The following is a 20213-nucleotide window of genomic DNA, read 5'->3' on the forward strand; positions in this document are numbered from 1 at the left end:
ATCTTCCATTATATTAATATAATCTCCAACATCAAAATCTATTCCTTACTTAAATCTAATAGGGATTTTCTAAATCTCTGCGACCCAAAATTCATTCCACCTACATGCTTAATGACCAACTTACCAGCCTTGTCCAAAATAATTGTTGTGGGTATGCTTGTGGTACTCAATTCATTCGGTAACACCGAATTTAACTGATAGACAGGTAGACTATATTTTCTTTTCGCCATAAATTTCCTCGAAGCGCTAAGATTTCCATCAATATCGACAGACAAAATAATAATACTATCGTTGCCTTTAAAATCCTGATAGAGTTGATCCAATGAAGGCATCTCAGCAAGACAAGGTGGACACCATGTCGCCCATAAATTAATAACCACAACTTTCCCCTTGAGTTGATTTAGGCTCAACACATTGTTTTTACTGTCCCTAAAGCTAAGATCATACCCTTCGGTCCAGCCATTACCCTCCCCTTCGGCAACAGAAAGCGTATTTGCTTTACCCGGAAATGGGCTGCAAAACAACAAACTAACCAAGAAAAGGACACTATAATTTACTCTTTTTCTCATACAACACTGTTTCTAAGCATTAACATAACGTTTGCATCCTAATTTGATTGTCTCTAAATCAGAAAAAGCAATCTTTTTTTTATCCTATTTTTTAATTCATTTTTTAGCGCCGATATAGGCCTAAATTCCGTTTTTGGAATACAATAGCGGAAAGATATGTGTAAAAGATATTACAAACAAATTTGGGGATATGTGTATTATATAGTATGAAAATAAGTAAATGAATATGAGCAAAGAGAAATCAATACGAGAAATTGAAATTAACGGAAAAGTTTACCAGTATAGTGCTATTAAAGATCTTCCTGAAGGTAATATCACACACCTGCCATTTAGTATCCGCATCCTACTGGAAAATGTATTGCGTAACCATGATGGATTCAGTATCACGGACGAGCATGTCAATACCCTGATTCATTGGACTCCACAACCTGTTGACAAGGATATACCCTTCAAACCAGCCAGAATTTTAATGCAGGACTTTACCGGAGTACCTGCTGTAGTCGATATGGCATCGCTTCGTGCCGAATTTATCCGGCATGGCAAGGATGGACAAAAAATAAATCCCGCTATCCCTGTGGATCTAGTTATTGATCATTCCGTTCAGGTCGATTACTTTGGCACAGACTACTCGTATGACAAGAATGTCGAGTTGGAATATGAACGCAACCGCGAGCGTTATGAACTCCTTAAATGGGCACAGAAAGGATTAAAAAATTTCACCGTTGTTCCTCCGGGTATGGGTATCTGCCATCAGGTCAATTTAGAATATCTTGCCAAAGGAGTAATTGAACGCGACAATTGGCTTTTTCCGGATACCTTAGTAGGGACGGATTCGCATACACCAATGGTCAACGGTATTGGTGTACTGGGTTGGGGAGTTGGTGGTATTGAGGCTGAAGCTGCCATGCTTGGACAACCGATCTTTTTCACCTGTCCTGAAGTTATCGGCCTTAAACTTATCGGCAAAATACCGGCGACATGCACCGCCACAGACATGGTTCTTTCGATAACAAAAATACTTCGCGATAAAGGTGTTGTGGGCAAATTTGTTGAAGTATTTGGCGATGGATTGGACAGCCTTTCAGTGACAGATCGTGCGACAATTTCCAATATGTCCCCAGAATTTGGCTGTACAGTTACCTATTTTCCGATTGATGACCGAACCCTTGAATACATGCATAGCACCAATCGAAGTGCAGAGCAGATTAAAATTGTTGAAGATTATTGTAAAAGCAATTTACTCTGGCGCACTGGCAAGGAAGAAATTCAATATTCGTCGGTCGTTGAATTCGATTTATCAAGCCTTGAACCAACTGTATCTGGGCCCAAAAGGCCGCAGGATAAAATTCTAGTGAAGGATTTAAAAACCACATTTTCACAACTTTTGGACAGCGAACACCATCGACAATATGTCCCTGTTTTGCAGCGATCTGAATCTGCCTGGCTTGCTGACGGCGGTTCAGGAACAGAGTTTACCTTTGGTAAGGTACCTGTCGAACATGATTCACCGCATGAAGTTATTCAAGAGTCTATTCATGCCGTTCGCATCAAACACAATCATAAGGAGTATATTGTCAGTGATGGCAGTATTGCGATCGCAGCTATAACAAGCTGTACCAACACCTCGAACCCTACGGTCATGATCGGTGCAGGATTATTGGCCCGTAACGCCATCGAGCGCGGACTTCGCACCAAATCCTGGGTAAAGACCTCTTTAGCCCCTGGCTCAAAAGTCGTTACGCAATACCTTGAAAGATCAGGACTTAGTGCTGATCTTGATGCCCTGCGTTTTCATACCGTAGGTTACGGTTGTACCTCCTGTATTGGAAACTCCGGTCCTCTTCCACCACAAATAGCAGAAGCGGTGGAAAAAGGTGAATTGATTGTTGCCTCGGTATTATCTGGTAACCGAAATTTTGAGGCCCGTGTGCATCCACAAGTCAAAATGAACTTCTTAATGTCGCCGATGCTTGTTGTGGCCTATGCGCTGGTCGGACGAGTGGATATTAATCTCTTGGAGGAACCATTGGATTACGACCCTAACGGTCAGCCCGTATATCTGAAAGATATTTGGCCAAGCCGCGAGGATATTATGGAAACCGTCCATGCTTGCGTCAAACAATCGGATTTCCAAGAAGTCTATGATGTCATCTTCGACGGATCGACAGACTGGCAAGAACTTGAAGTGAATCTTGATCAAAATTACCAGTGGGACAACACGTCTACCTACATCAAAGAATCGCCATTTTTTGAAAATCTACAAGCCGTTCCTAATCCAATACAGGATATTCAGAATGCAAGGGTATTACTTTATCTCGGTGACTCGGTGACTACGGATCATATCTCACCCGCTGGTTCATTCAAAGAAGAAACTGCAGCTGGACAATACCTCAGATCACATCAGGTAAGTAAAGAAGATTTCAATTCTTACGGATCTAGACGTGGGAACCACGAGGTCATGATGCGCGGAACATTTGCCAATGTGCGTATTAAAAACAAAATTACCGATCGTGAGGGTGGATTTAGCCGTTACTTCCCCACCAATGAGGTGAAGACGGTGTATGAAACCGCAATGGAATATCGCAAAAACAACACAGCGCTCATCGTACTGGCCGGAAAAGAGTATGGTTCGGGTTCCTCCAGAGATTGGGCAGCAAAGGGCACATTCCTTCTTGGCGTACGCGCGGTTATTGCTGAAAGTTTCGAGCGTATTCACCGAAGTAATCTTGTCGGTATGGGCGTAGCACCTCTTGTCTTTATCAACGACGAAAACGCAGAGAAATTAGGACTAGATGGAACAGAAGTCTATAGCATCTCTGGACTTGAGACCGATTTAACACCCCATAAACTTCTCTCGGTAACGGCGGTACATGACAATGGAACGGTAACCAATTTTCAAGTAAAAGCAAGACTCGATTCAGCCATTGAAATAGAGTATTTTAAGAATGACGGTATTCTACAATATGTGCTGCGTCAGTATTTAAAGAACAACTAACATTGTGCAAATAGAGAATCGGAATATCTAAAAAAGTAAAGGGCACTGATCAGTGCCCTTTAACAAACTATATAAAAACCTACCAGAGTTCTACAATACTTCAGTCTTGACCCCAGCACCCCAAGAATTATATTTTATGACTACGCCAAAAATAGCCATAAAAAATCCCTCTTTTTATCCCTGAAATCAGGTATTTTGGTCGCAAGCGGAAATAGCGCCTTTGACTTTATTTTAAAGTAAAATCATTCGGCAGAATTCCTTATTTTCGCTAAAATCAATGCCAACACGATACAGAATGGAAGAACTTGTCGAACAAACAATCACTAAACAAACATTTACAGCTGAACTAAAGCAAGTTCAGGAATTCTACAAATGCACCTTTGAACAATGTGATTTCCAGAACGCAGAACTCGTAGATCTCCTATTCACAAACTGTGAATTTAAATCATGTAATCTTTCCAATGTCAGTCTAAAGGGCACACAACTAGATCATGTTGTTTTTAATGACTGCAAAATGCTAGGCATACACTTTAATGAATGTAGTTCATTTTCCTTTCATGCCAATTTCAGCAACTCGGTTCTGGATTACTCCTCTTTTTTTGAAAGAAATATAAAGAAGTTCCAGTTTGAACAATGCTCTTTGCAACATGTGGATTTTGAACGGGCCAACCTTCAACAGGTGCTGTTTAAAAAAACGAATTTGCTAAATGCCCGCTTTGTACAATGCAATCTCGAGGGCTGCGATTTTCGGTCTTCGATCAATATCCAGCTAGATCCTGAGGTCAATCGTATGAAAAAAAGTAAATTTGGTCCGGAACAATTACCTGGTCTACTACTTAAATATCAACTGGTTATTGATTAAATATGGGAAAGGCCGTTCAACTAACTCCAAAATCAATGTATTCCATTGAACCATGTTGATTTATCGTTAAATAACGGATTTCAGGGATAAAACTCCCCACTTTGAATCAGGATATTTGTCATTCAAAGTTTAAGAAAATGAAAAAAATATCCCTATCATTCGCAGCTATCTTAGCGGCCAGCACAATGTCGTTTGCACAGATCAATAAAGCATTCAAGATCAACTATGCCATTACGTATGCTGTCGATCCCAGCGAAGAAGCACAAGCAGCTCCAGTTTCTGTTTACGAAGCGTATGTTAACAATGATAAAATAAAAGTTATATCGGCTTCCGGAGACGGCGAAGAGTCAATCTTTCTCATTAAAAAAAATGAAGAACAATCAATTATATTGTACCCAGGACTGGCAAAATACGTCGTTAAAGAAAATGCGCTCAGCCCACATACGATCAAATTCGTCCCAAACCAGACGAAAATGATTGCCGGTTATCCCTGCAAACTAGCTCAGGTCGAAATTCCTATTTCAGAAGATAATGACGAAAACAGCACCTTATCGATCTGGTATAGCGATAAATTGCCAGCCACCTATTGGGAGGGATTTGATCTATTCAAAAAAATCCCCGGGGCTGTGCTACAGCTAACAACACCCCTCGGAATGGATATGATTGCCCAGAACATCGCCGATAGCCAATTAGACGATAAAGATTTTATCGTACCTGAGGATTATGAGCAAGTAGCATCCATTTATGACGCCGAGGAAGATTCGGAAGAAAACAACCAGATTGCTGAAAATCTGTATTTATTTGAAGATGCTGCAACTAATCTCCTAGGGGTACAAGACAGCGAAGAAAAAACAATTGTACCAGCACAATACCTCTATATCGCACCATTTGTTGGCGATCTTAGTATAGTTCAATATAAAAATGAAAAATATGGCGCCATTAATCTGGCTGGTAAACCAATCATCCCCTTTCAATACGATTATTTAGGTTACGATGATCACCTTGGACAACTGGTTTTTGGACTAAACGAAAAATATGGGGTCATGGATAAATCCGGCAAAATTTTAATTTCCCCAAATTATGATATGATATCGTTTATTAACGGTGGTTATGCCGTATTTCAGCAGAAAAATAAATATGGTATATTGAATCAGGCGGGCAAAATAATTGTTCCGGCGACGTATAGCTATATTTCTGAAAATAATTCAACGCATTTCATCAGTATCGAAAACGACAGATATAATCTTACTGAAATAAAGACCAATAAAATCGTTGCTCCCGACTACGATTTGATTTCAGTTACAGAAGAACCTAATCTTTTTCTTGCTAGTAAAGATGGAAAATATGGTTATTTAGATGGTCAGGGAAAAGTGGCCATACCATTTATCTACAGCGGGGCTACCTCTTTCAGTGATGGTGTAGCTTCTGTCTCATTAGCGGATTCGGACGATGTAATTTTGATTAATACAAAAGGTGAACGTGTAGAAATCGATGCCGCGGCAGAAGCAACAGACACAATTTAAGAGCCAGAAACAAAAAAAGGCAGCAGATATATCTGCTGCCTTTTTTTGTTATAGGGTTGCCGATCATCAAAGATCAATAGGAGTTTATTTTTTCTTTTTAAACAGCCCTTTGCCGATCGTAAATAAAACCACCACGATAAGACCTCCCCCTAGGCCAAATAACAGCTCTTTTATCATTCCTGGCAGAGCTGGTAGCGCATGGTGTAAGAAATCAATATAATGCGCAAATATTCCGCCTGAAACCAGAATTAAAGCAAATGTACCTACAACAGCCAATAATTTGATAACAAAGGGAAGCGCACGGACTAAAAACCGACCTAGGCTTGCAACAGGACCTTTTTCACGTGAGGTTTTAATCAATTTATAACCGGCATCGTCCATGCGAACGATAAGAGCTACAATACCATAGACCCCAACTGTGGCCAGAAAAGCAACAACCGAAACCGTAATAATTTGTAAGGACAAGCTTTTTCCCAGAACCGTTCCCAAAGCAATAATGACGATTTCCACAGAAAGAATAAAGTCTGTCGTAATAGCCGATTTTACCTTCGCTTTTTCAGCGGCAACTGAGTTTTCAGCAACGACAGTCTCCACTTTTGTTTCCTCCGTAGGATGTTTGCGATGGAACAGGTATTCAATAATCTTCTCAACACCTTCAAAAGCAAGATAGAAACCTCCTAAGATTAAAATATATTTGATGGCAATTGGAAAAAAGACATTCAGTAATAATGCTATTGGTACAATTATCAACTTATTAAGCAGTGAGCCCTTTGTAATTGCCCATAAAACCGGGAGCTCGCGCGAAGCTAAAAAGCCAGTCGCTTTTTCGGCATTAACCGCTAAATCGTCACCTAAGATTCCAGCAGTTTTTTTTGTTGCGATTTTACTCGCTACTGCCACATCATCCATCAACGCTGCAATATCATCTAGAATTGCAAATATTCCTGAAGCCATAGTTATATAAAGATTGAACGTAAAAATATAAATTTAATTCAATTTTGAAATAAGGAATTTAATCCATTTGCAATATCAAGCTACATTACATTTGAATTAAATACGTAATTTTAGTACCACAAAGGACAACCATTATGAAAAATTCACTTACACAAGAGGAACAGTCAATGCTACTTGAAACGCTGAAAGAAAGGTTTCAAAAATTCCCCAAACGACACCCACAGATCAGCTGGGACGAGGTAGTGCATAAATTGCTTGAAAGCCCCCAAAAATTATGGAGCTTGTTCCAAATGGAAAAGAGCGCTGGCGAGCCCGACCTTGTTATTATTGATCCAAACAAAAAGCAGTATGCTTTTGTGGATTGTACAGAAGAAAGTCCCAAAGGAAGGAGAAGCCTCTGTTTTGACCAAAAAGCCTTAGATGAAAGGAAGGAAAACAAGCCTATTGGAAGCGCTGTCGAAGAAGCTAAAAAAATGGGAACGGAGCTGCTTTCTGAACAACACTATCGCCAACTCCAAATGTTAGGTGAATTTGATTTAAAAACTTCCAGCTGGATACAAACTCCAGCGGATATTCGTAAGCTTGGTGGCGCCTTATTCGGTGACAGACGTTACAACCAAGTTTTCATCTATCATAATGGTGCGATCTCCTATTATGCGGCACGAGGCTTTCGTACCATACTTTTTCTTTAAATAAAAGCACTTAAGCATCGTAATATAACACCTATATGAAAACAATTTTAATCGCTACCCTACTCTTTTGCTTGGGAGCCGCTCAACCTCTTTTTTCACAAGTACCTTTTCCTTCTTTCTTAGAAGGGACGTGGAAGGTTGACAATAAAGAGGAATATGAACAATGGGATCGTATAAACGAACATGAATTAAAAGGCCTTTCCTATACGTTGAAAAATGGCCAAAAGATAGTCAGTGAATACCTAAAATTGACCAAAATAAAGGATAAAATCATATATACAGCACTGGTTATTGGACAAAACAATGGGAAAGAAGTCAATTTTGAGCTAAATTATCAGGATAGTACCTATTATTTTGTCAATGAGGCCCATGATTTCCCTAATTACATTCGATATACGCCCGTTACGACAAACCGACTTTATATTGCAGTGGAAGGAAAATCAGGAAAAGTCAGATCTTTTTATGCGACGAAAATCGTACCCACACCGACCGTAGCGAACCCAAATTACGATCAGGAACTCGCAAAAAAATTAGGGGCCGATGATTATGGAATGAAATCCTACATCTTTGTCCTCCTGAAAACTGGCGAGAATAAAACAACAGACAAACAATTTATTAATGCATGTTTCAAAGGTCACATGGAAAATATCAATCTTCTCGTAAAAAATGGGCAACTGATTGTTGCTGGCCCGTTTGGGAAAAATGACAGTAACTTCCGGGGCCTTTTTATCTTAAATAACATGGCTTCTATTGATGCCGCAAAGCATATTTTAGAAAACGATCCAGCGATAAAGAATGGTCTCTTAGAAGCTTCATTTTACCCTTGGTATGGTTCAGCTGCTTTAGCAGAATACCTGTCCCAAGTAGATAAAATCTGGAAAAATCAACATTAGCTGTTTGTTCGTGACATACGGCTGTCATTTACAGCGCTAACTTTGGGGAAAACAAAAAGACATGAAAAATCAAACAATCCCTTCATTCAGTATAATTGGCCTCGCCATCCGTACGAGCAACCAAGATGGACAGGCAGCTAAGGACATTCCGGAACTTTGGGCCCGCTTTTTTAAAGAAGATGTATTAAGCCGTATTCCCAACAAGATATCCAGCGAACTCTACTGTATCTATACCGAATATGAAAAGGATCACACCTTACCTTATACCACTTTCTTGGGCTGTAAAGTGAGCAATCTTGAAGAAGTACCCGAAGACTTGGACGGTATTCATATCGCTGAAAATCGTTACCAACACTTTACTGCAGAAGGAAGTTTGGAAGATGGCATCGTTTATGAAACTTGGCAAAAGATATGGAGCTCAGATTTACCAAGAACGTATGCCGCAGACTTTGAAATATATGGCGAAAAAGCCCAAAATCCACAAGATGCAAAAGTGGATATATACATCGGTATCCATTAGGGGGTATACCGTAACAAAAAGTATGTCTTAAGGTATTCATCATATATTTTAAACTAAATAACACTTACCTTTGAGCCGATTTAAAGAAAAACATTATGCAAGGCAATACGACATACAGAAAAAAAGTTGTTCGATATAGCTATTTAAAATTAATTGGAAGTTCAGTTCTTGTCAGTATCATTTGCTGCTTATTGGCATACAGTCTCAAGCACAGCACAGGTTATGTACAGGAAGAATTGTTTGAAAAAGTATCTTCCTGGAATCCTAAACTGTTTATTATTCTACCCAGCATAGGTATTACAGCTATTTATTTCTTACGGAAATACGCTTTTCAAAACAGAAAAAACAAAGGGATCAAAGAAATCTATACAACATTGGAAACAAGAAAAGACCATTTGCCTTTTTTTAAGATTCCATCACATTATATCAATGGTTTTCTAACTGTAATTTTTGGTGGTTCAACCGGTGTTGAAGTCTCCACAGTTGTTGCCACAGCCACAGTAGGTAACCAAGCGTATAAGAGATTACATCCGGCTTGGGCCTACAAAACCGAGTTGATCTGCGCAGGCGTAATTGCTGGAGTCACACTGTTGTTTGGAAGCGCATTGGGTGGTTTTCTTTTTGCTTTTGAGGTTATTGCACGGAGATATAATAAGACTTTACTCATTAGCGGACTAACTTCAATGGCTGTGGCATCCATATTTGTTTATTACATTGACGCAAGTCCTTTATTTACATTTGAGGTAAAAGCATGGCGATGGCAGGCGATCCCTTTTGTCGCTATTTTAGGACTGATTGGCGGGATCTTAGCGTTATATTTTACTAAAATTGTTATTTATGCAAAGTCCTATTTTGCAGGCATAAAAAGTAATTTTATCCGTGTCAATTTGGGCGCAATCACTGTTGGGACGTTAATCTTTTTCTTGCCGGCACTGTATGGCGACAGCTATCATGGTCTTGGAGAAATTCTAAAAAGCAGTCTGCATGATTCAGTCAATTTACTATACTTTCTTCCGCTGATCCTGCTTGTTCTCTTAAAACCTTTTGTAGCCTCTCTGACCTTAGGTGCTGGTGGTGATGGAGGCGTTTTTGCCCCAAGTATTGTTACCGGTGCATTGTTAGGCGTTTTGTTTGCACAGCTTTGTAATCATTACCTCGGTACACAATTGGTGGTTATAAATTTTGCTCTTTTTGGTGCGGCAGCAATGCTTTCTGCGGCTATACATGCACCATTTACGGCAATCTTTATTATTGCAAGCCTTGTTCCTTCAGGCTATTTATTACTAGCACCGCTACTCATCAGTAGTTTTATTGCGAAAGCGCTGGCAAAAAAACTATATCCTTATAATGTATACACCTATAAGGAAGTGGCGACAGCCAAACCACTTTAATCGCACTCATTGATCAACAAAACATGATCAAATTACAATAAAAAAGCGCCTCAAATGTATTTGAGGCGCTTTTTTCATGATTTAATCTTCCCTGCTTCCATCATCTGCCATACGGACTATCTTGGGCGAAAATTTTGCCACGACATCAACAAGATCTCTTTGTGAAGCCATTACGGTATGGATGTCTTTATAGGCCATCGGCGCTTCATCCATCCCTGCCCCAAGCAACATAATACCTTTATCTTTAAGCATCGAATGGAGATCATGGGAAGATAGCGTTTTAATCGCTTGTGTACGGCTCATCAGTCGACCTGCCCCATGAGATGCCGATTGTATCGCATTCGACTCCCCTTTTCCACGAACCAAAAATCCTGGTGTAGCCATGGAGCCTGGAATAATCCCCATAACTCCTTTTGCAGCTGGCGTAGCACCTTTTCGATGGACAATAACCTCTTGACCATTCCACGTTTCCTTCCATGCAAAATTGTGGTGATTTTCAACCTTCGCCAACAATTCGGCCCCTAAAGCCACCGTAATCTTTTCATGGATCACTTCATGGCAAGCTGACGCATAGTCGCCGGCGAGATTCATCGCTAGCCAATATTCTTGCCCTTCATGAGTATCTAAGTCTAAATAGGCCAAATTTTCAGCCTGGTAAGGCAACTTACACAAGGATTTAGCCAACTTGGTATAATGTGCCGCAATGGTAGCGCCCATTCCTCTTGAACCTGAATGGGTCAGTAAGCCTAAATAGGCTCCGCTATCAATGTTCAAAACCTCATCTCTTTCTTCAAATTCGACTATACCAAACTCCACAAAATGATTCCCCCCACCTGAAGATCCCAATTGCGTCCAGGCTTTATCCTTCAATGCGGAAAGGAAGCTGTTCTCAGTGAACAACTCGTTATCCAATACAGCATGATCTACACGTTCATGTCTCAAATATCCATTGCCAGCACCAAACTTACTATTACGCAGAATAATGTCTTTCAAGGTCATTAAATTGTCTTCCAAAAATGAGGCTGGCAAATCAAAGATCGACAAAGCCATACGACAGCCAATATCAACACCGACCCCATAAGGAATCACCGCATTATTAGTCGCCAGTACGCCACCAATTGGCAACCCATATCCTTGATGCGCATCTGGCATCAACGCTCCGGCAACTGAAACAGGTAATTTCATGGCAACACTCATTTGTGCTTTCGCCCCTGTTTCGATTTCAGATGCACCATAAATCGTATATTCCGCAGGAGTCTCGTTCAATGCAATTAACGACTTATCAACAGCCTCTTGCCCAAGTATAGCATGGGCCAAAATTCCGAAAACAGCATCTTCTGAATAGCTGGTCGGATCTTCCAGGACAGACTTGAACTTCTCGAGCATTTCTACCCGCGTAAAACCGTGTCTTTTACTATTGATCTTTAATGCCACGCCCAAGGAATGATTCTCTTTATACCCTAATGCAATTAAATCATTGCCATTTATTCTCTTATTTTCCATTTTTTACTTTCTTTTTTGATGGAGGAGCCATACGACTTCTCCAAAGCAGGTAACAACATCTCTTTACGTTGCTACCTGCACCTCTTTCAACTTATTAATCTTTTATTTCACAAACAATTGCTTGAGTTGGTCAACAATTTGTCCATTTCCGGAAACCGAAATCGTATTGATCTTTTCAGCAATCTTTTCGACATATTCCATTTCCTTCAATTTAAACAACATACTGTTTTCTTCCATCAGCTTCGCTGTATTCAACAAACTCCGTGTCGAAGCAGTCTCTTCACGACGCATGATACTATTTGCCTGTGCCCTCTTCTCTGCAATCAACACCTGGTTCATGATGTCCCGCACATCTCCTGGTAAAATAACATCTTTAACGCCGCAGGTCAATAGTGTTATACCCAAGCCCGCGACTTGTGGCAATGTGTTTTCTAAGACATAGCCCTGTATTTCGGTCTTTCGCTCCATCAACTCGTCCAAAGTCATCTGGCCAATATAGGACCGTAAGGTCAACTGCATCAACGAATACAATTGCTTTTCATATTCCTTATTATCCAATAGCGCTTTGACAATATCCACAATCTGATATTGCAGCGTGAAATTGATTCTGATCTGTGCCTTATCTTTGGACAAGATCTCCTGTCCTACCACCTCCAACGTCAAGACTCTCATATCAGCTTTTGAAATCGCTATGGTTTTTGCATTCTTCCACCAACAATACGTTCCCGACTTCAAAATATCTACAAACACACCGTCCACAAAAAGCAGCGCTTTCTCATTTGGTTCAATCTTATATTGACGTACATAATAGCCTAAGCTTTGCTTCTCCAGCAATTGACGATTAACAGATGCAGGGATCTCAATCTCCGTAATGTCTTCCAATTGAAATCTGCGTTCGCGCAATTCCTTCCAAAAAACATGTCTGCCAGACGCTAACGTCTTTTCAAAATTACCATTCAAAAAAACAAGACAGATTTCCGTATCACCCACTTCAACGATATCGACCAATTCGCGAAAACCTGTCAACTGCAACAGTACATCGACATTGCGACCGGAAGGAAATGGATGAGTCGTCGTGTACTTCTCCAGTTTTTCACCAAATCCCAACCAGTAGTTACCGGATTTCAAAACACGGATCACCGCATTGTTCTTAACAACCAATCCGATTTCGTCTGTAGTTAGCTGTACTCTTTTCATTGTATATTCTTTTAAATTTTCCTATTTCTATTATAAAACCTGCTATTTTTTATCCCTTGACCTCAAGCGGGATTCGAAAGTCCTGGTACCTTTTTTTTAAATCAAAAGTCGATGAACAAATACCCCATCTTATCGTCATGACTTTTTATGATAAATGCAGATACCTCACTTAGGAATCTCAGGCCATCAATCAATTGCTCAATCGCATGAAAAACAGCGCATAAGCAGGATAAAAGATAGCAAGCTTCTACCAAATGACCTTTTTGAAGAAAGTCTTAACTTTGAATGTCCGAATGGACAGTTCGATGCAATACCCTTATGCTATTCCATCCGAAAATGGAAGTGGGATTCGAACCCACACGATTGTGTTGTTATTCTAACCAGACTGAACTATCCTGATTGCTCAGGAGTAGGAATCGAACCTACGACCCACAACTAACTGCTTTGCTCTACCCTTGAGCTACCTTTTTTACAGGAGAGGATTCGAACCTCTAACACGAGCACTTTCCTTTCAACTTCTCGTTTTATCAGTATATTGAAGCTCATAGAGAACAATACTAACCTGCTATACTGAAACAGGTGACCAGGATGCCATCTGAAGAAGAAAGGCTCTTTTATACTTCATAATGAAGTATATATCTTAAAGCTTTTCGCTATAATTTCCATCAAAGAACGTTTGTCACTGTTGACATTACAAATATCGTTGGCTTAATATGCAGGGAGTTTGCGTAACAATAAAAAGAAATAAGAAAATTTATAAAAAAAATATAAAATACTGATATATAGACAATAAAAAACAAATAATTAGTATCAAAAAAAAATTAGAAGTCCTGAACTACGCAGATTCATTGCGTCTTTACTCGACACGGTAGACTTATGGCCCGCTGCATTATTTCAAAAAGAATGGAAAATTAGATTTTTTGATGAATATTCTGTTGAATATAGTGGTAATCCGTGATCATGTTATCCAATTTATATCCTAATTTTATTCCAGTTTTAAGACGATATCAAAAAATGAAAAGTTTATATGCAACAATAGGGCTGTTTTGCATGCTAGCAAGCTGTACAAATTCAGCGCAAGACCATAAAAGCGCTACTGCAAATCATCCCGCAAAGCAAATACCATTCAAAGACAGCACAAGGACAGCGAAGCAAGACACGGCAGTGGGTCAGCATCAGCAAGCAGAAGCTTGGTTGAAAGGAATTTTTCAATGTGCAGGTTCCGCATCTGGAAAATATTGTTACTATCTGGATAAAGAGGACGCATTATGTACCAAGCGATTCCAAGCCTTTTTAAAAGATGCGAATGAAATTTACGGACCCTCCAACCTCACAGATGAAGAACTACCCAAAGCTGAGGCAGCTTACAGGGCCAAATGGGAGAAAATCTACCCTCTATATACGGAGGAAACCTGGTTATTTGGAAGAGGTAATGACGACGCATTGGATATCAAGGATGTCAAAATCGACAAAGTAACTGAAAGCAAATTTATCGTATTTATTGATTACGGTAATGACATCCGAACCAAAAATGAAGTTCAATTGGTCAATGAGCAAGGTTCTTATAAAATTGATTACTGCAAGACGACTTTCCTACACTAATCGTTCCCCCTAGCATTGAAAATGCCAATTTTCTAGACGATAAATTGGCATTTTCAATTTATGATTGTTTGCTATTTTCAATTAAGCTTGGGAGCTATTGTTCCATTTAACAACATTTCCCTGATGGATAAGCCCATAGACGGTTGAGATCCGAGAAACTGCTTCTGCAGAACAACTCGCATCGACAAAAAGGAGGTTAGCATCATCTCCAACTTTCGGCCATACGGAATTCCCTTGATCATCAAGCGGAATTTTGCCATTGGTCGCATAACGAAGGCAACGGGATAACTCGAATTCAGTTTCATAACCATATAATTCCGCAGCTAGATTGGCTTTTTGAAGCATATTACCGCTACCGAAAGTACCCCAATGGTCCTGAACATTGTCGTTTCCTACAAAAACTTCCACTCCCGCTTTTTTCAATTCCCGAAATGGCATCAACATATTGCGAAAAGGAACCGAACTGCATATACCAACTTTCGCTTCTGCCAATCGTTCGGCCGTATGTGCTAAGTCCTTTTTCGGCATGTAACCTAAGGCGAAAGCATGACTGATAAATGTACGTCCCTGCAATGCCGGATTTTCCAATGCTTTATCAATCAAATAATGTATGGTCTTAACACCTGATTCCCCACCCTCATGTAAGTGGATATCGATTCCTTTGTTATTATCCAATGCAAGTTGAACTGTCAGGTCCATCGGCTTCTCAATACTGCCGTCAATACTAAAGGGATCCAAACCACCAATAAAATCCACCTGCTCCCATTTAGCGACTTCCTCCATCAGCTTCGCTGATGCTGTGTAGAATAGACCGTGCTGAGGGAATGCAACCAGTTCTGCAGCAAATGAATATTTTAAATGTTCCAGCGCCTTTAACAAATGCTCCAATGACTTTGTTCCCGATGTAGGCTCTACATTAAAATGCGTCCGTGCAAAATTTGTTCCGTAGCCCTGTAAAAGCGCGATTAACTTTTCGGCCCGTTCGACAGAGGTTTTCAACAACTCGGGGATAATCACCTGTTCCTTGGCAATCATATCTTTTACAGTCCTATTTTTTGGAAATACCGCCTTCCAGGGCAGGCCATATAAGGTTTTATCCAAATGAATATGCATGTCACGGAATGGCGGCAACGCCAATTTACCTTTCGCATCAAAGGCCTTTCCGCCCCCCGCCGATTGCGCTGGCTCAATACTTTTTATTTTATTGGCCTCAATTTGAATATCAAATAATGCCGTTTTCGTAGCAACAATTTCTTCCTTCTCATAAAGAAAGCCAGTTTCTAGCAATACATTCTTCAACAAATAAGTATCTTGATTTTGATTGATTTCATTCATGCCTATATCATTTTTCACCAAAGCTAAGTGATTTGAGCCAATGATCTTTGTACGAATTATTACAGCTTGTGTAGATATTATGGCTGCGCTTTAAACTGACTTGGCGTCATATTCGTATGGCTTTTAAAAAACTTGCTGAAGCTTGCATTATCGTAAAACCCCAAATCAAAGACAATAGCTTTGATCGTTTTATCCGAAATTTTAAGCAATCGCTTTGCTTCCAGTAACACACGTTCCTGAATCAAAAATGAAGCTGATTTCTGTAAAACCCGATTACTTAACACATTCAGATAATTTGCCGAAATATTTAGCTTCTCGGCATAAAAAGCGACTGATTTTTCACTTTTATACCATTCATCGATAAGCTGCACAAATTTTGCCATAATTGGATTAGCCTGATTTTGTTCATAATCATCAAAATTATCCTGAACGATCTTGCTGATCAGAAGCGTAATTACTTTGACCCGTGCGTAAATCAATTCCCATAGGATCTCACCATTCTGTAAATCATCTGCAATTGCCTTGAATTCTGTCAATAACGACTGAAAATTGGCCGTTGAAAGATCAATGACCAAATGCTTAAAATAATAAGAAATAGGAAATCGCAACGCAGGTAATAAGCTTTCGAACCAATGTCTGCTAATCATGAGCTGCAGTGCATAGGTAGGATCGCCCATCTGCCATTGATGTACCTGTCCAGGAAAAACCAGATGTAACTGATTTGCACCTAGTACAAAACGGTCAAAATCTATTGTATGTGTGCCTACAGACTCCTGGAACAATAAAAGGATAAAAAAATCGTGTTTGTGCGGTTCACTAATTTCTCTAGGGCCAATGAGCTCATGAAAAAGTAAATCGCGGTCAGCGATAATCCCTTCCTGAAATTTCTGCAGGTCTAATATTGGGAAATGGTCGTTGGGTTGATACATAAACAGTATTCCAAAGATAGTATCTAAATTTTAAAACAAAAAACAAAAGCTAGAGAGAGCTGGTAACAATGCTAAAAATTACGACTAACTTATGACCAGCTTCGTACTGTAAGCACAGTGAGTCCACAGTAAGTCCACGTTGAGTCCACCTTTTAAACGTGTATTCACTATGGCTTCATCGTACAGACATACTACTTACAGTCCGAAGTTGATTACTCGTAGTCCATAGCTTGTTCAAACGAAACTCTTATTGTTTGGACTAACTGTATAAAAGAAAATTGTTACGATTATAACTAATATTTAATATAAAAAAAATGTTACTTTAACGCAGTTGCAAGGGTATCAAGCGATATTGAATGCCGACGCCCCATATCTAATTAAAATCGAGAAATGCAAATCGAAATCGGTCGTATATTTTATGAAATAGTTCCCTGGAATAAAGATTATATCCAAATTTCGGGTAATTCATCACCCTATCGTGTACATGCTCCGGCACATTGCGATGTTGCTTTCCTTAAAGAGTACATCAAGTTAAACCCGCCAGAAAGTAAATCGGAAGGTACATCCTATTCCTACCTCGAAAATCCCTACTACCTATTTGGAAAACCTTATTTGGTCAAAATCTATCCTTCCACAACGCTAGCAACCTTTGAACTGACAGCTACAAGTATATGTGTATATCAAAAGAAGAGCACGAATACATTGAAATTACTGTACAAATGGAGTCAGGAATTACTCTACCATGAAATAATCAAGCAGATTGCTTATTGGGAAGAACAGTTGGATATATATGATGTAGCTACAGTAACCATCCATAAATTATCCAAAAACGATTTTAGAATCGTTGAAGGTGGATTTCATTTTTCAAATCGACTCATTGATTTCGAAAAAGAATACATCAATCTAATTATTCTAAAGGCTTTCTGTAAATTTGCTCATAAGACGCGAAAAGAAACAGAAGCAATTTTCAGTTTATATATTCCAAACTGGAGAGATCTTTATTAGTACAGCATAATAAGATGACAGAAATTAACATCAGAATCCAACTAAAAAAAGACGATTTAATCATACCATTCAGCAATCAAGATCTTATACCATTCATCGCCAAACATCAGCAAGAAATCAATGATTACGTTATCGAGCAATTGGAAGATAAAGATGGCGCACCGCATTTAAGTGACTTTAGCATAAGTGGATTAACTTTTTATACAAATAGTACCGAAGGTTCATTTAGACTTCATTTTAAAATTGATCGTCAATTTTGCTGCAGTGATCTCTCATCGTGTCAAATGGATTATATAGACTTTAAGTTTAATAAATCAAATGATAGTATCACACTAACTGGAAGTTATACCGTTTGGACAATTCAATAAAAGATATGCGAGTACCCGAACGTTATCAAGTTAATACAAGTTCATTTTCTTTTTATTGGTCGAAGGGGCTTGGTGTCGAATTGCTTCGCAAATTGCCGACGAAACTTTCCATCGCTGCTGCCGATCAATTTACTCCTTTACTCTATCAATTTGACAATAGCTGCGACCAATTTGTCGAGCAGCTACACCTAAAAATTGGTTTCCATCAAGGTCAACAACTGCTTAAAGATGCACTTGCAGGCAAGCCTATTGATGCAGCATACGAACATGTATTGCTGAATTTTTTAAATACATTAGATCTCAGCCCTTCTTGGTTAGATTGGAATAAAATAGAACAAGGCATTGGGCTCAGTCAACGTTCTGGTTTATCAGGACTTATTGTATTACGGGATTATGTCCTCATGGGGGGCTATGAATCCAGTGCGATCAATAAACCCTTAATCTTTACAGGTGCGTTAAAAAAAGGGGCTGTCAAACGACTCACCGAAACGGTAACCTTTTGGGTGGATATCACAGGCGATGATGCACTGAAAAAGGGTAATATCGGCATAGAGGCCATTCTACTTACCCGATGTATCCATTCGTATGCGCGATTAAACATTCTAAAGCACGGTCAGTGGCAAACAGAAAAATGGGGTATTCCATTAAATACGTGGGATATGCTTGCAACCAATCTCGGATTTTCTCTTGTTTACCTAACAGGGCTAAAACGCATGAAATTCAATGTATTGGAAAACGAGGTAGAAGGTTTATTCCATGTCTGGAAGTTTATCGGAACATTGCTGGGTATTCCATTGCAACTTCTCCCCGACACAGAGGAGCAAGCTATTGAAGCTTTGTATTATTGGACCATGACACAACAATCAGGAGATCAGGATAGTTTAGCTTTAGCAAAATCACTCATGGAAGAGCCCATTAAAGCGGCCTACCCCACAAACAAATGGGGACGAAAGCTCATGCGCGAAATTCATCTCTACTACAATCATTATCTATTGGGCGACTATTCGTGTTCACTATTGGGTTTAAAAAAGACGGTACTCGGTAAAATTGCTTATGTGAATATCTTAAAAAATAAAAAAGCAAATCGTATGGTTACCGACAGCTTATGGCGACAACAACAAATTGAAAAAGGAAGAAAAGTACACGAAGGCGTGAAACAAATCTATCTGAAATACAATTAACCAACGTTGCGCTCGTAAGGCACCCGTGTCGCAATGGAGCGTCCCAGGGTTAGCTCATCGACATATTCCAACTCGCCACCAAAGGCAATACCGCGGGCAATCGTTGTAATTTTTACATCAAATTCACGCAATTTACGGTATAAATAAAAAATGGTGGTATCCCCTTCCATTGTTGCTGAAAGGGCCAAAATAACTTCTTCTACCTCACCTCTCTGGATTCGGTTAATTAAACCTTCAATTTTTAGATCAGCAGGGCCAATACCATCCATGGGCGAAATTAATCCCCCCAATACATGATATACACCTTGATATGAATTTGTATTTTCGATGGCCATCACGTCTCGCGTGTCTTCTACAACACAGATCAAATTTTTATCGCGTTTGAATGAGGCGCATATCTCACATATACTGTGGTCAGAAATATTGAAACATTCCTGACAATATTGAATATCTTCTTTTAAGCGATCGATAGAGGCCGTAAAACGCGCTACATCTGCATCGGATTGCTTCAACAGATGCAAAACCAGTCTCAATGCCGTCTTTTGTCCCACGCCAGGTAATTTTCCAAATTCAGCAACCGCATTCTCAAGAAGTTTAGAAGAAAAATTCATAATGCAAATGTAAGAATAATCAGAAAAAGTAGCTAGTATTAAAAAAATAGCTATATTGTATTCCTTTTTGAAAAATTAGGTTT

General features: G+C 39.4%; 18 protein-coding genes and 1 tRNA gene. 11 read left to right on the forward strand and 8 right to left on the reverse strand.

All coding sequences use genetic code 11. From position 1 onward, the window contains the following. Positions 1–38: 38 nt before the first annotated feature. Positions 39–569: a TlpA family protein disulfide reductase gene (locus tag ACLCDV_RS14075; protein ID WP_411971451.1), complete on the reverse strand. Its 531-nt coding sequence runs from the start codon at positions 567–569 to the stop codon at positions 39–41. A gap of 226 nt (positions 570–795) precedes the next feature. On the opposite strand from ACLCDV_RS14075, the gene acnA reads away from it, so the two are divergent. From acnA to ACLCDV_RS14090, 3 genes are all read left to right on the forward strand, one after another. Next, on the forward strand, positions 796–3564 hold the full coding sequence (acnA, locus tag ACLCDV_RS14080) for an aconitate hydratase AcnA (RefSeq protein WP_317666411.1): 2769 nt from the start codon (positions 796–798) through the stop codon (positions 3562–3564). Positions 3565–3841: 277 nt separating this feature from the next. Then, on the forward strand, positions 3842–4426 hold the full coding sequence (locus ACLCDV_RS14085) for a pentapeptide repeat-containing protein (protein WP_182981626.1): 585 nt from the start codon (positions 3842–3844) through the stop codon (positions 4424–4426). Between the two features lie 137 nt (positions 4427–4563). Then, on the forward strand, positions 4564–5949 hold the full coding sequence (locus ACLCDV_RS14090) for a WG repeat-containing protein (RefSeq protein ID WP_411971452.1): 1386 nt from the start codon (positions 4564–4566) through the stop codon (positions 5947–5949). Between the two features lie 84 nt (positions 5950–6033). On the opposite strand, the gene ACLCDV_RS14095 is transcribed toward ACLCDV_RS14090, so the two are convergent. Beyond that, positions 6034–6903, reverse strand: a complete 870-nt coding sequence (locus ACLCDV_RS14095; RefSeq protein ID WP_313188385.1) for a DUF808 domain-containing protein — start codon at positions 6901–6903, stop codon at positions 6034–6036. 134 nt (positions 6904–7037) lie between these two features. On the opposite strand from ACLCDV_RS14095, the gene ACLCDV_RS14100 reads away from it, so the two are divergent. From ACLCDV_RS14100 to ACLCDV_RS14115, 4 genes are all read left to right on the forward strand, one after another. Further along, positions 7038–7595, forward strand: a complete 558-nt coding sequence (locus ACLCDV_RS14100; protein ID WP_317666405.1) for a DUF4256 domain-containing protein — start codon at positions 7038–7040, stop codon at positions 7593–7595. A 35-nt stretch (positions 7596–7630) separates the two neighbouring features. Further along, positions 7631–8488, forward strand: a complete 858-nt coding sequence (locus tag ACLCDV_RS14105; protein ID WP_411971453.1) for a YciI family protein — start codon at positions 7631–7633, stop codon at positions 8486–8488. A gap of 61 nt (positions 8489–8549) precedes the next feature. Then, a complete protein-coding gene (locus tag ACLCDV_RS14110) occupies positions 8550–9008 on the forward strand; it encodes a GyrI-like domain-containing protein (protein ID WP_317666402.1) in 459 nt (152 codons plus the stop codon). A gap of 95 nt (positions 9009–9103) precedes the next feature. Further along, positions 9104–10399, forward strand: a complete 1296-nt coding sequence (locus ACLCDV_RS14115; protein ID WP_411971454.1) for a chloride channel protein — start codon at positions 9104–9106, stop codon at positions 10397–10399. An 81-nt stretch (positions 10400–10480) separates the two neighbouring features. On the opposite strand, the gene ACLCDV_RS14120 is transcribed toward ACLCDV_RS14115, so the two are convergent. The 3 genes from ACLCDV_RS14120 to ACLCDV_RS14130 all read right to left on the reverse strand — a co-directional run bounded on the left by ACLCDV_RS14120 (position 10481) and on the right by ACLCDV_RS14130 (position 13564). After that, positions 10481–11902, reverse strand: coding sequence for an RtcB family protein (locus ACLCDV_RS14120; protein WP_411971455.1), 1422 nt, complete (start codon positions 11900–11902; stop codon positions 10481–10483). Between the two features lie 102 nt (positions 11903–12004). After that, on the reverse strand, positions 12005–13099 hold the full coding sequence (locus ACLCDV_RS14125; RefSeq protein WP_201668329.1) for a slipin family protein: 1095 nt from the start codon (positions 13097–13099) through the stop codon (positions 12005–12007). 403 nt (positions 13100–13502) lie between these two features. Continuing rightward, positions 13503–13564 (reverse strand) — tRNA-OTHER (locus ACLCDV_RS14130). A 549-nt stretch (positions 13565–14113) separates the two neighbouring features. Between ACLCDV_RS14130 and ACLCDV_RS14135 the strand changes: the two genes are divergently transcribed. Beyond that, a complete protein-coding gene (locus tag ACLCDV_RS14135) occupies positions 14114–14701 on the forward strand; it encodes a hypothetical protein (RefSeq protein ID WP_317666395.1) in 588 nt (195 codons plus the stop codon). Positions 14702–14782: 81 nt separating this feature from the next. On the opposite strand, the gene ACLCDV_RS14140 is transcribed toward ACLCDV_RS14135, so the two are convergent. Then, the gene (locus ACLCDV_RS14140) at positions 14783–16036 is read right to left on the reverse strand and encodes an amidohydrolase (protein ID WP_317666393.1); all 1254 of its coding nucleotides are present in this window, start codon (positions 16034–16036) and stop codon (positions 14783–14785) included. 77 nt (positions 16037–16113) lie between these two features. Further along, positions 16114–16965, reverse strand: coding sequence for an AraC family transcriptional regulator (locus ACLCDV_RS14145; RefSeq protein ID WP_411971456.1), 852 nt, complete (start codon positions 16963–16965; stop codon positions 16114–16116). 390 nt (positions 16966–17355) lie between these two features. Here ACLCDV_RS14145 and ACLCDV_RS14150 point away from each other — a divergent pair, with 390 nt between their 5' ends. Genes ACLCDV_RS14150 through ACLCDV_RS14160 form a run of 3 tightly spaced genes read left to right on the forward strand, consistent with a single transcriptional unit; the run spans position 17356 to position 19519 of the window. Next, positions 17356–17970, forward strand: coding sequence for a hypothetical protein (locus tag ACLCDV_RS14150; RefSeq protein WP_317666389.1), 615 nt, complete (start codon positions 17356–17358; stop codon positions 17968–17970). A gap of 14 nt (positions 17971–17984) precedes the next feature. After that, the gene (locus ACLCDV_RS14155) at positions 17985–18338 is read left to right on the forward strand and encodes a hypothetical protein (RefSeq protein WP_294188044.1); all 354 of its coding nucleotides are present in this window, start codon (positions 17985–17987) and stop codon (positions 18336–18338) included. Positions 18339–18343: 5 nt separating this feature from the next. Beyond that, positions 18344–19519 (forward strand): oxygenase MpaB family protein, encoded by a 1176-nt coding sequence (locus ACLCDV_RS14160; RefSeq protein ID WP_411971457.1) that lies wholly within the window; start codon positions 18344–18346, stop codon positions 19517–19519. Here ACLCDV_RS14160 and recR read toward each other — a convergent pair. Beyond that, a complete protein-coding gene (recR, locus tag ACLCDV_RS14165; RefSeq protein WP_120334345.1) occupies positions 19516–20130 on the reverse strand; it encodes a recombination mediator RecR in 615 nt (204 codons plus the stop codon). The genes ACLCDV_RS14160 and recR overlap by 4 nt on opposite strands. Positions 20131–20213: the final 83 nt, after the last annotated feature.

Source organism: Sphingobacterium sp. Lzh-3, from assembly GCF_046764375.1.
Lineage (GTDB): Bacteria > Bacteroidota > Bacteroidia > Sphingobacteriales > Sphingobacteriaceae > Sphingobacterium.

What these genes read in the sequence shown, in the direction of transcription:
- ACLCDV_RS14075 (WP_411971451.1), bottom strand. Translation starts at nt 569, where the DNA reads ATGAGAAAAAGAGTAAATTATAGTGTCCTTTTCTTGGTTAGTTTGTTG.
- acnA (WP_317666411.1), top strand. Translation starts at nt 796, where the DNA reads ATGAGCAAAGAGAAATCAATACGAGAAATTGAAATTAACGGAAAAGTT.
- ACLCDV_RS14085 (WP_182981626.1), top strand. Translation starts at nt 3,842, where the DNA reads ATGCCAACACGATACAGAATGGAAGAACTTGTCGAACAAACAATCACT.
- ACLCDV_RS14090 (WP_411971452.1), top strand. Translation starts at nt 4,564, where the DNA reads ATGAAAAAAATATCCCTATCATTCGCAGCTATCTTAGCGGCCAGCACA.
- ACLCDV_RS14095 (WP_313188385.1), bottom strand. Translation starts at nt 6,903, where the DNA reads ATGGCTTCAGGAATATTTGCAATTCTAGATGATATTGCAGCGTTGATG.
- ACLCDV_RS14100 (WP_317666405.1), top strand. Translation starts at nt 7,038, where the DNA reads ATGAAAAATTCACTTACACAAGAGGAACAGTCAATGCTACTTGAAACG.
- ACLCDV_RS14105 (WP_411971453.1), top strand. Translation starts at nt 7,631, where the DNA reads ATGAAAACAATTTTAATCGCTACCCTACTCTTTTGCTTGGGAGCCGCT.
- ACLCDV_RS14110 (WP_317666402.1), top strand. Translation starts at nt 8,550, where the DNA reads ATGAAAAATCAAACAATCCCTTCATTCAGTATAATTGGCCTCGCCATC.
- ACLCDV_RS14115 (WP_411971454.1), top strand. Translation starts at nt 9,104, where the DNA reads ATGCAAGGCAATACGACATACAGAAAAAAAGTTGTTCGATATAGCTAT.
- ACLCDV_RS14120 (WP_411971455.1), bottom strand. Translation starts at nt 11,902, where the DNA reads ATGGAAAATAAGAGAATAAATGGCAATGATTTAATTGCATTAGGGTAT.
- ACLCDV_RS14125 (WP_201668329.1), bottom strand. Translation starts at nt 13,099, where the DNA reads ATGAAAAGAGTACAGCTAACTACAGACGAAATCGGATTGGTTGTTAAG.
- ACLCDV_RS14135 (WP_317666395.1), top strand. Translation starts at nt 14,114, where the DNA reads ATGAAAAGTTTATATGCAACAATAGGGCTGTTTTGCATGCTAGCAAGC.
- ACLCDV_RS14140 (WP_317666393.1), bottom strand. Translation starts at nt 16,036, where the DNA reads ATGAATGAAATCAATCAAAATCAAGATACTTATTTGTTGAAGAATGTA.
- ACLCDV_RS14145 (WP_411971456.1), bottom strand. Translation starts at nt 16,965, where the DNA reads ATGTATCAACCCAACGACCATTTCCCAATATTAGACCTGCAGAAATTT.
- ACLCDV_RS14150 (WP_317666389.1), top strand. Translation starts at nt 17,356, where the DNA reads ATGCAAATCGAAATCGGTCGTATATTTTATGAAATAGTTCCCTGGAAT.
- ACLCDV_RS14155 (WP_294188044.1), top strand. Translation starts at nt 17,985, where the DNA reads ATGACAGAAATTAACATCAGAATCCAACTAAAAAAAGACGATTTAATC.
- ACLCDV_RS14160 (WP_411971457.1), top strand. Translation starts at nt 18,344, where the DNA reads ATGCGAGTACCCGAACGTTATCAAGTTAATACAAGTTCATTTTCTTTT.
- recR (WP_120334345.1), bottom strand. Translation starts at nt 20,130, where the DNA reads ATGAATTTTTCTTCTAAACTTCTTGAGAATGCGGTTGCTGAATTTGGA.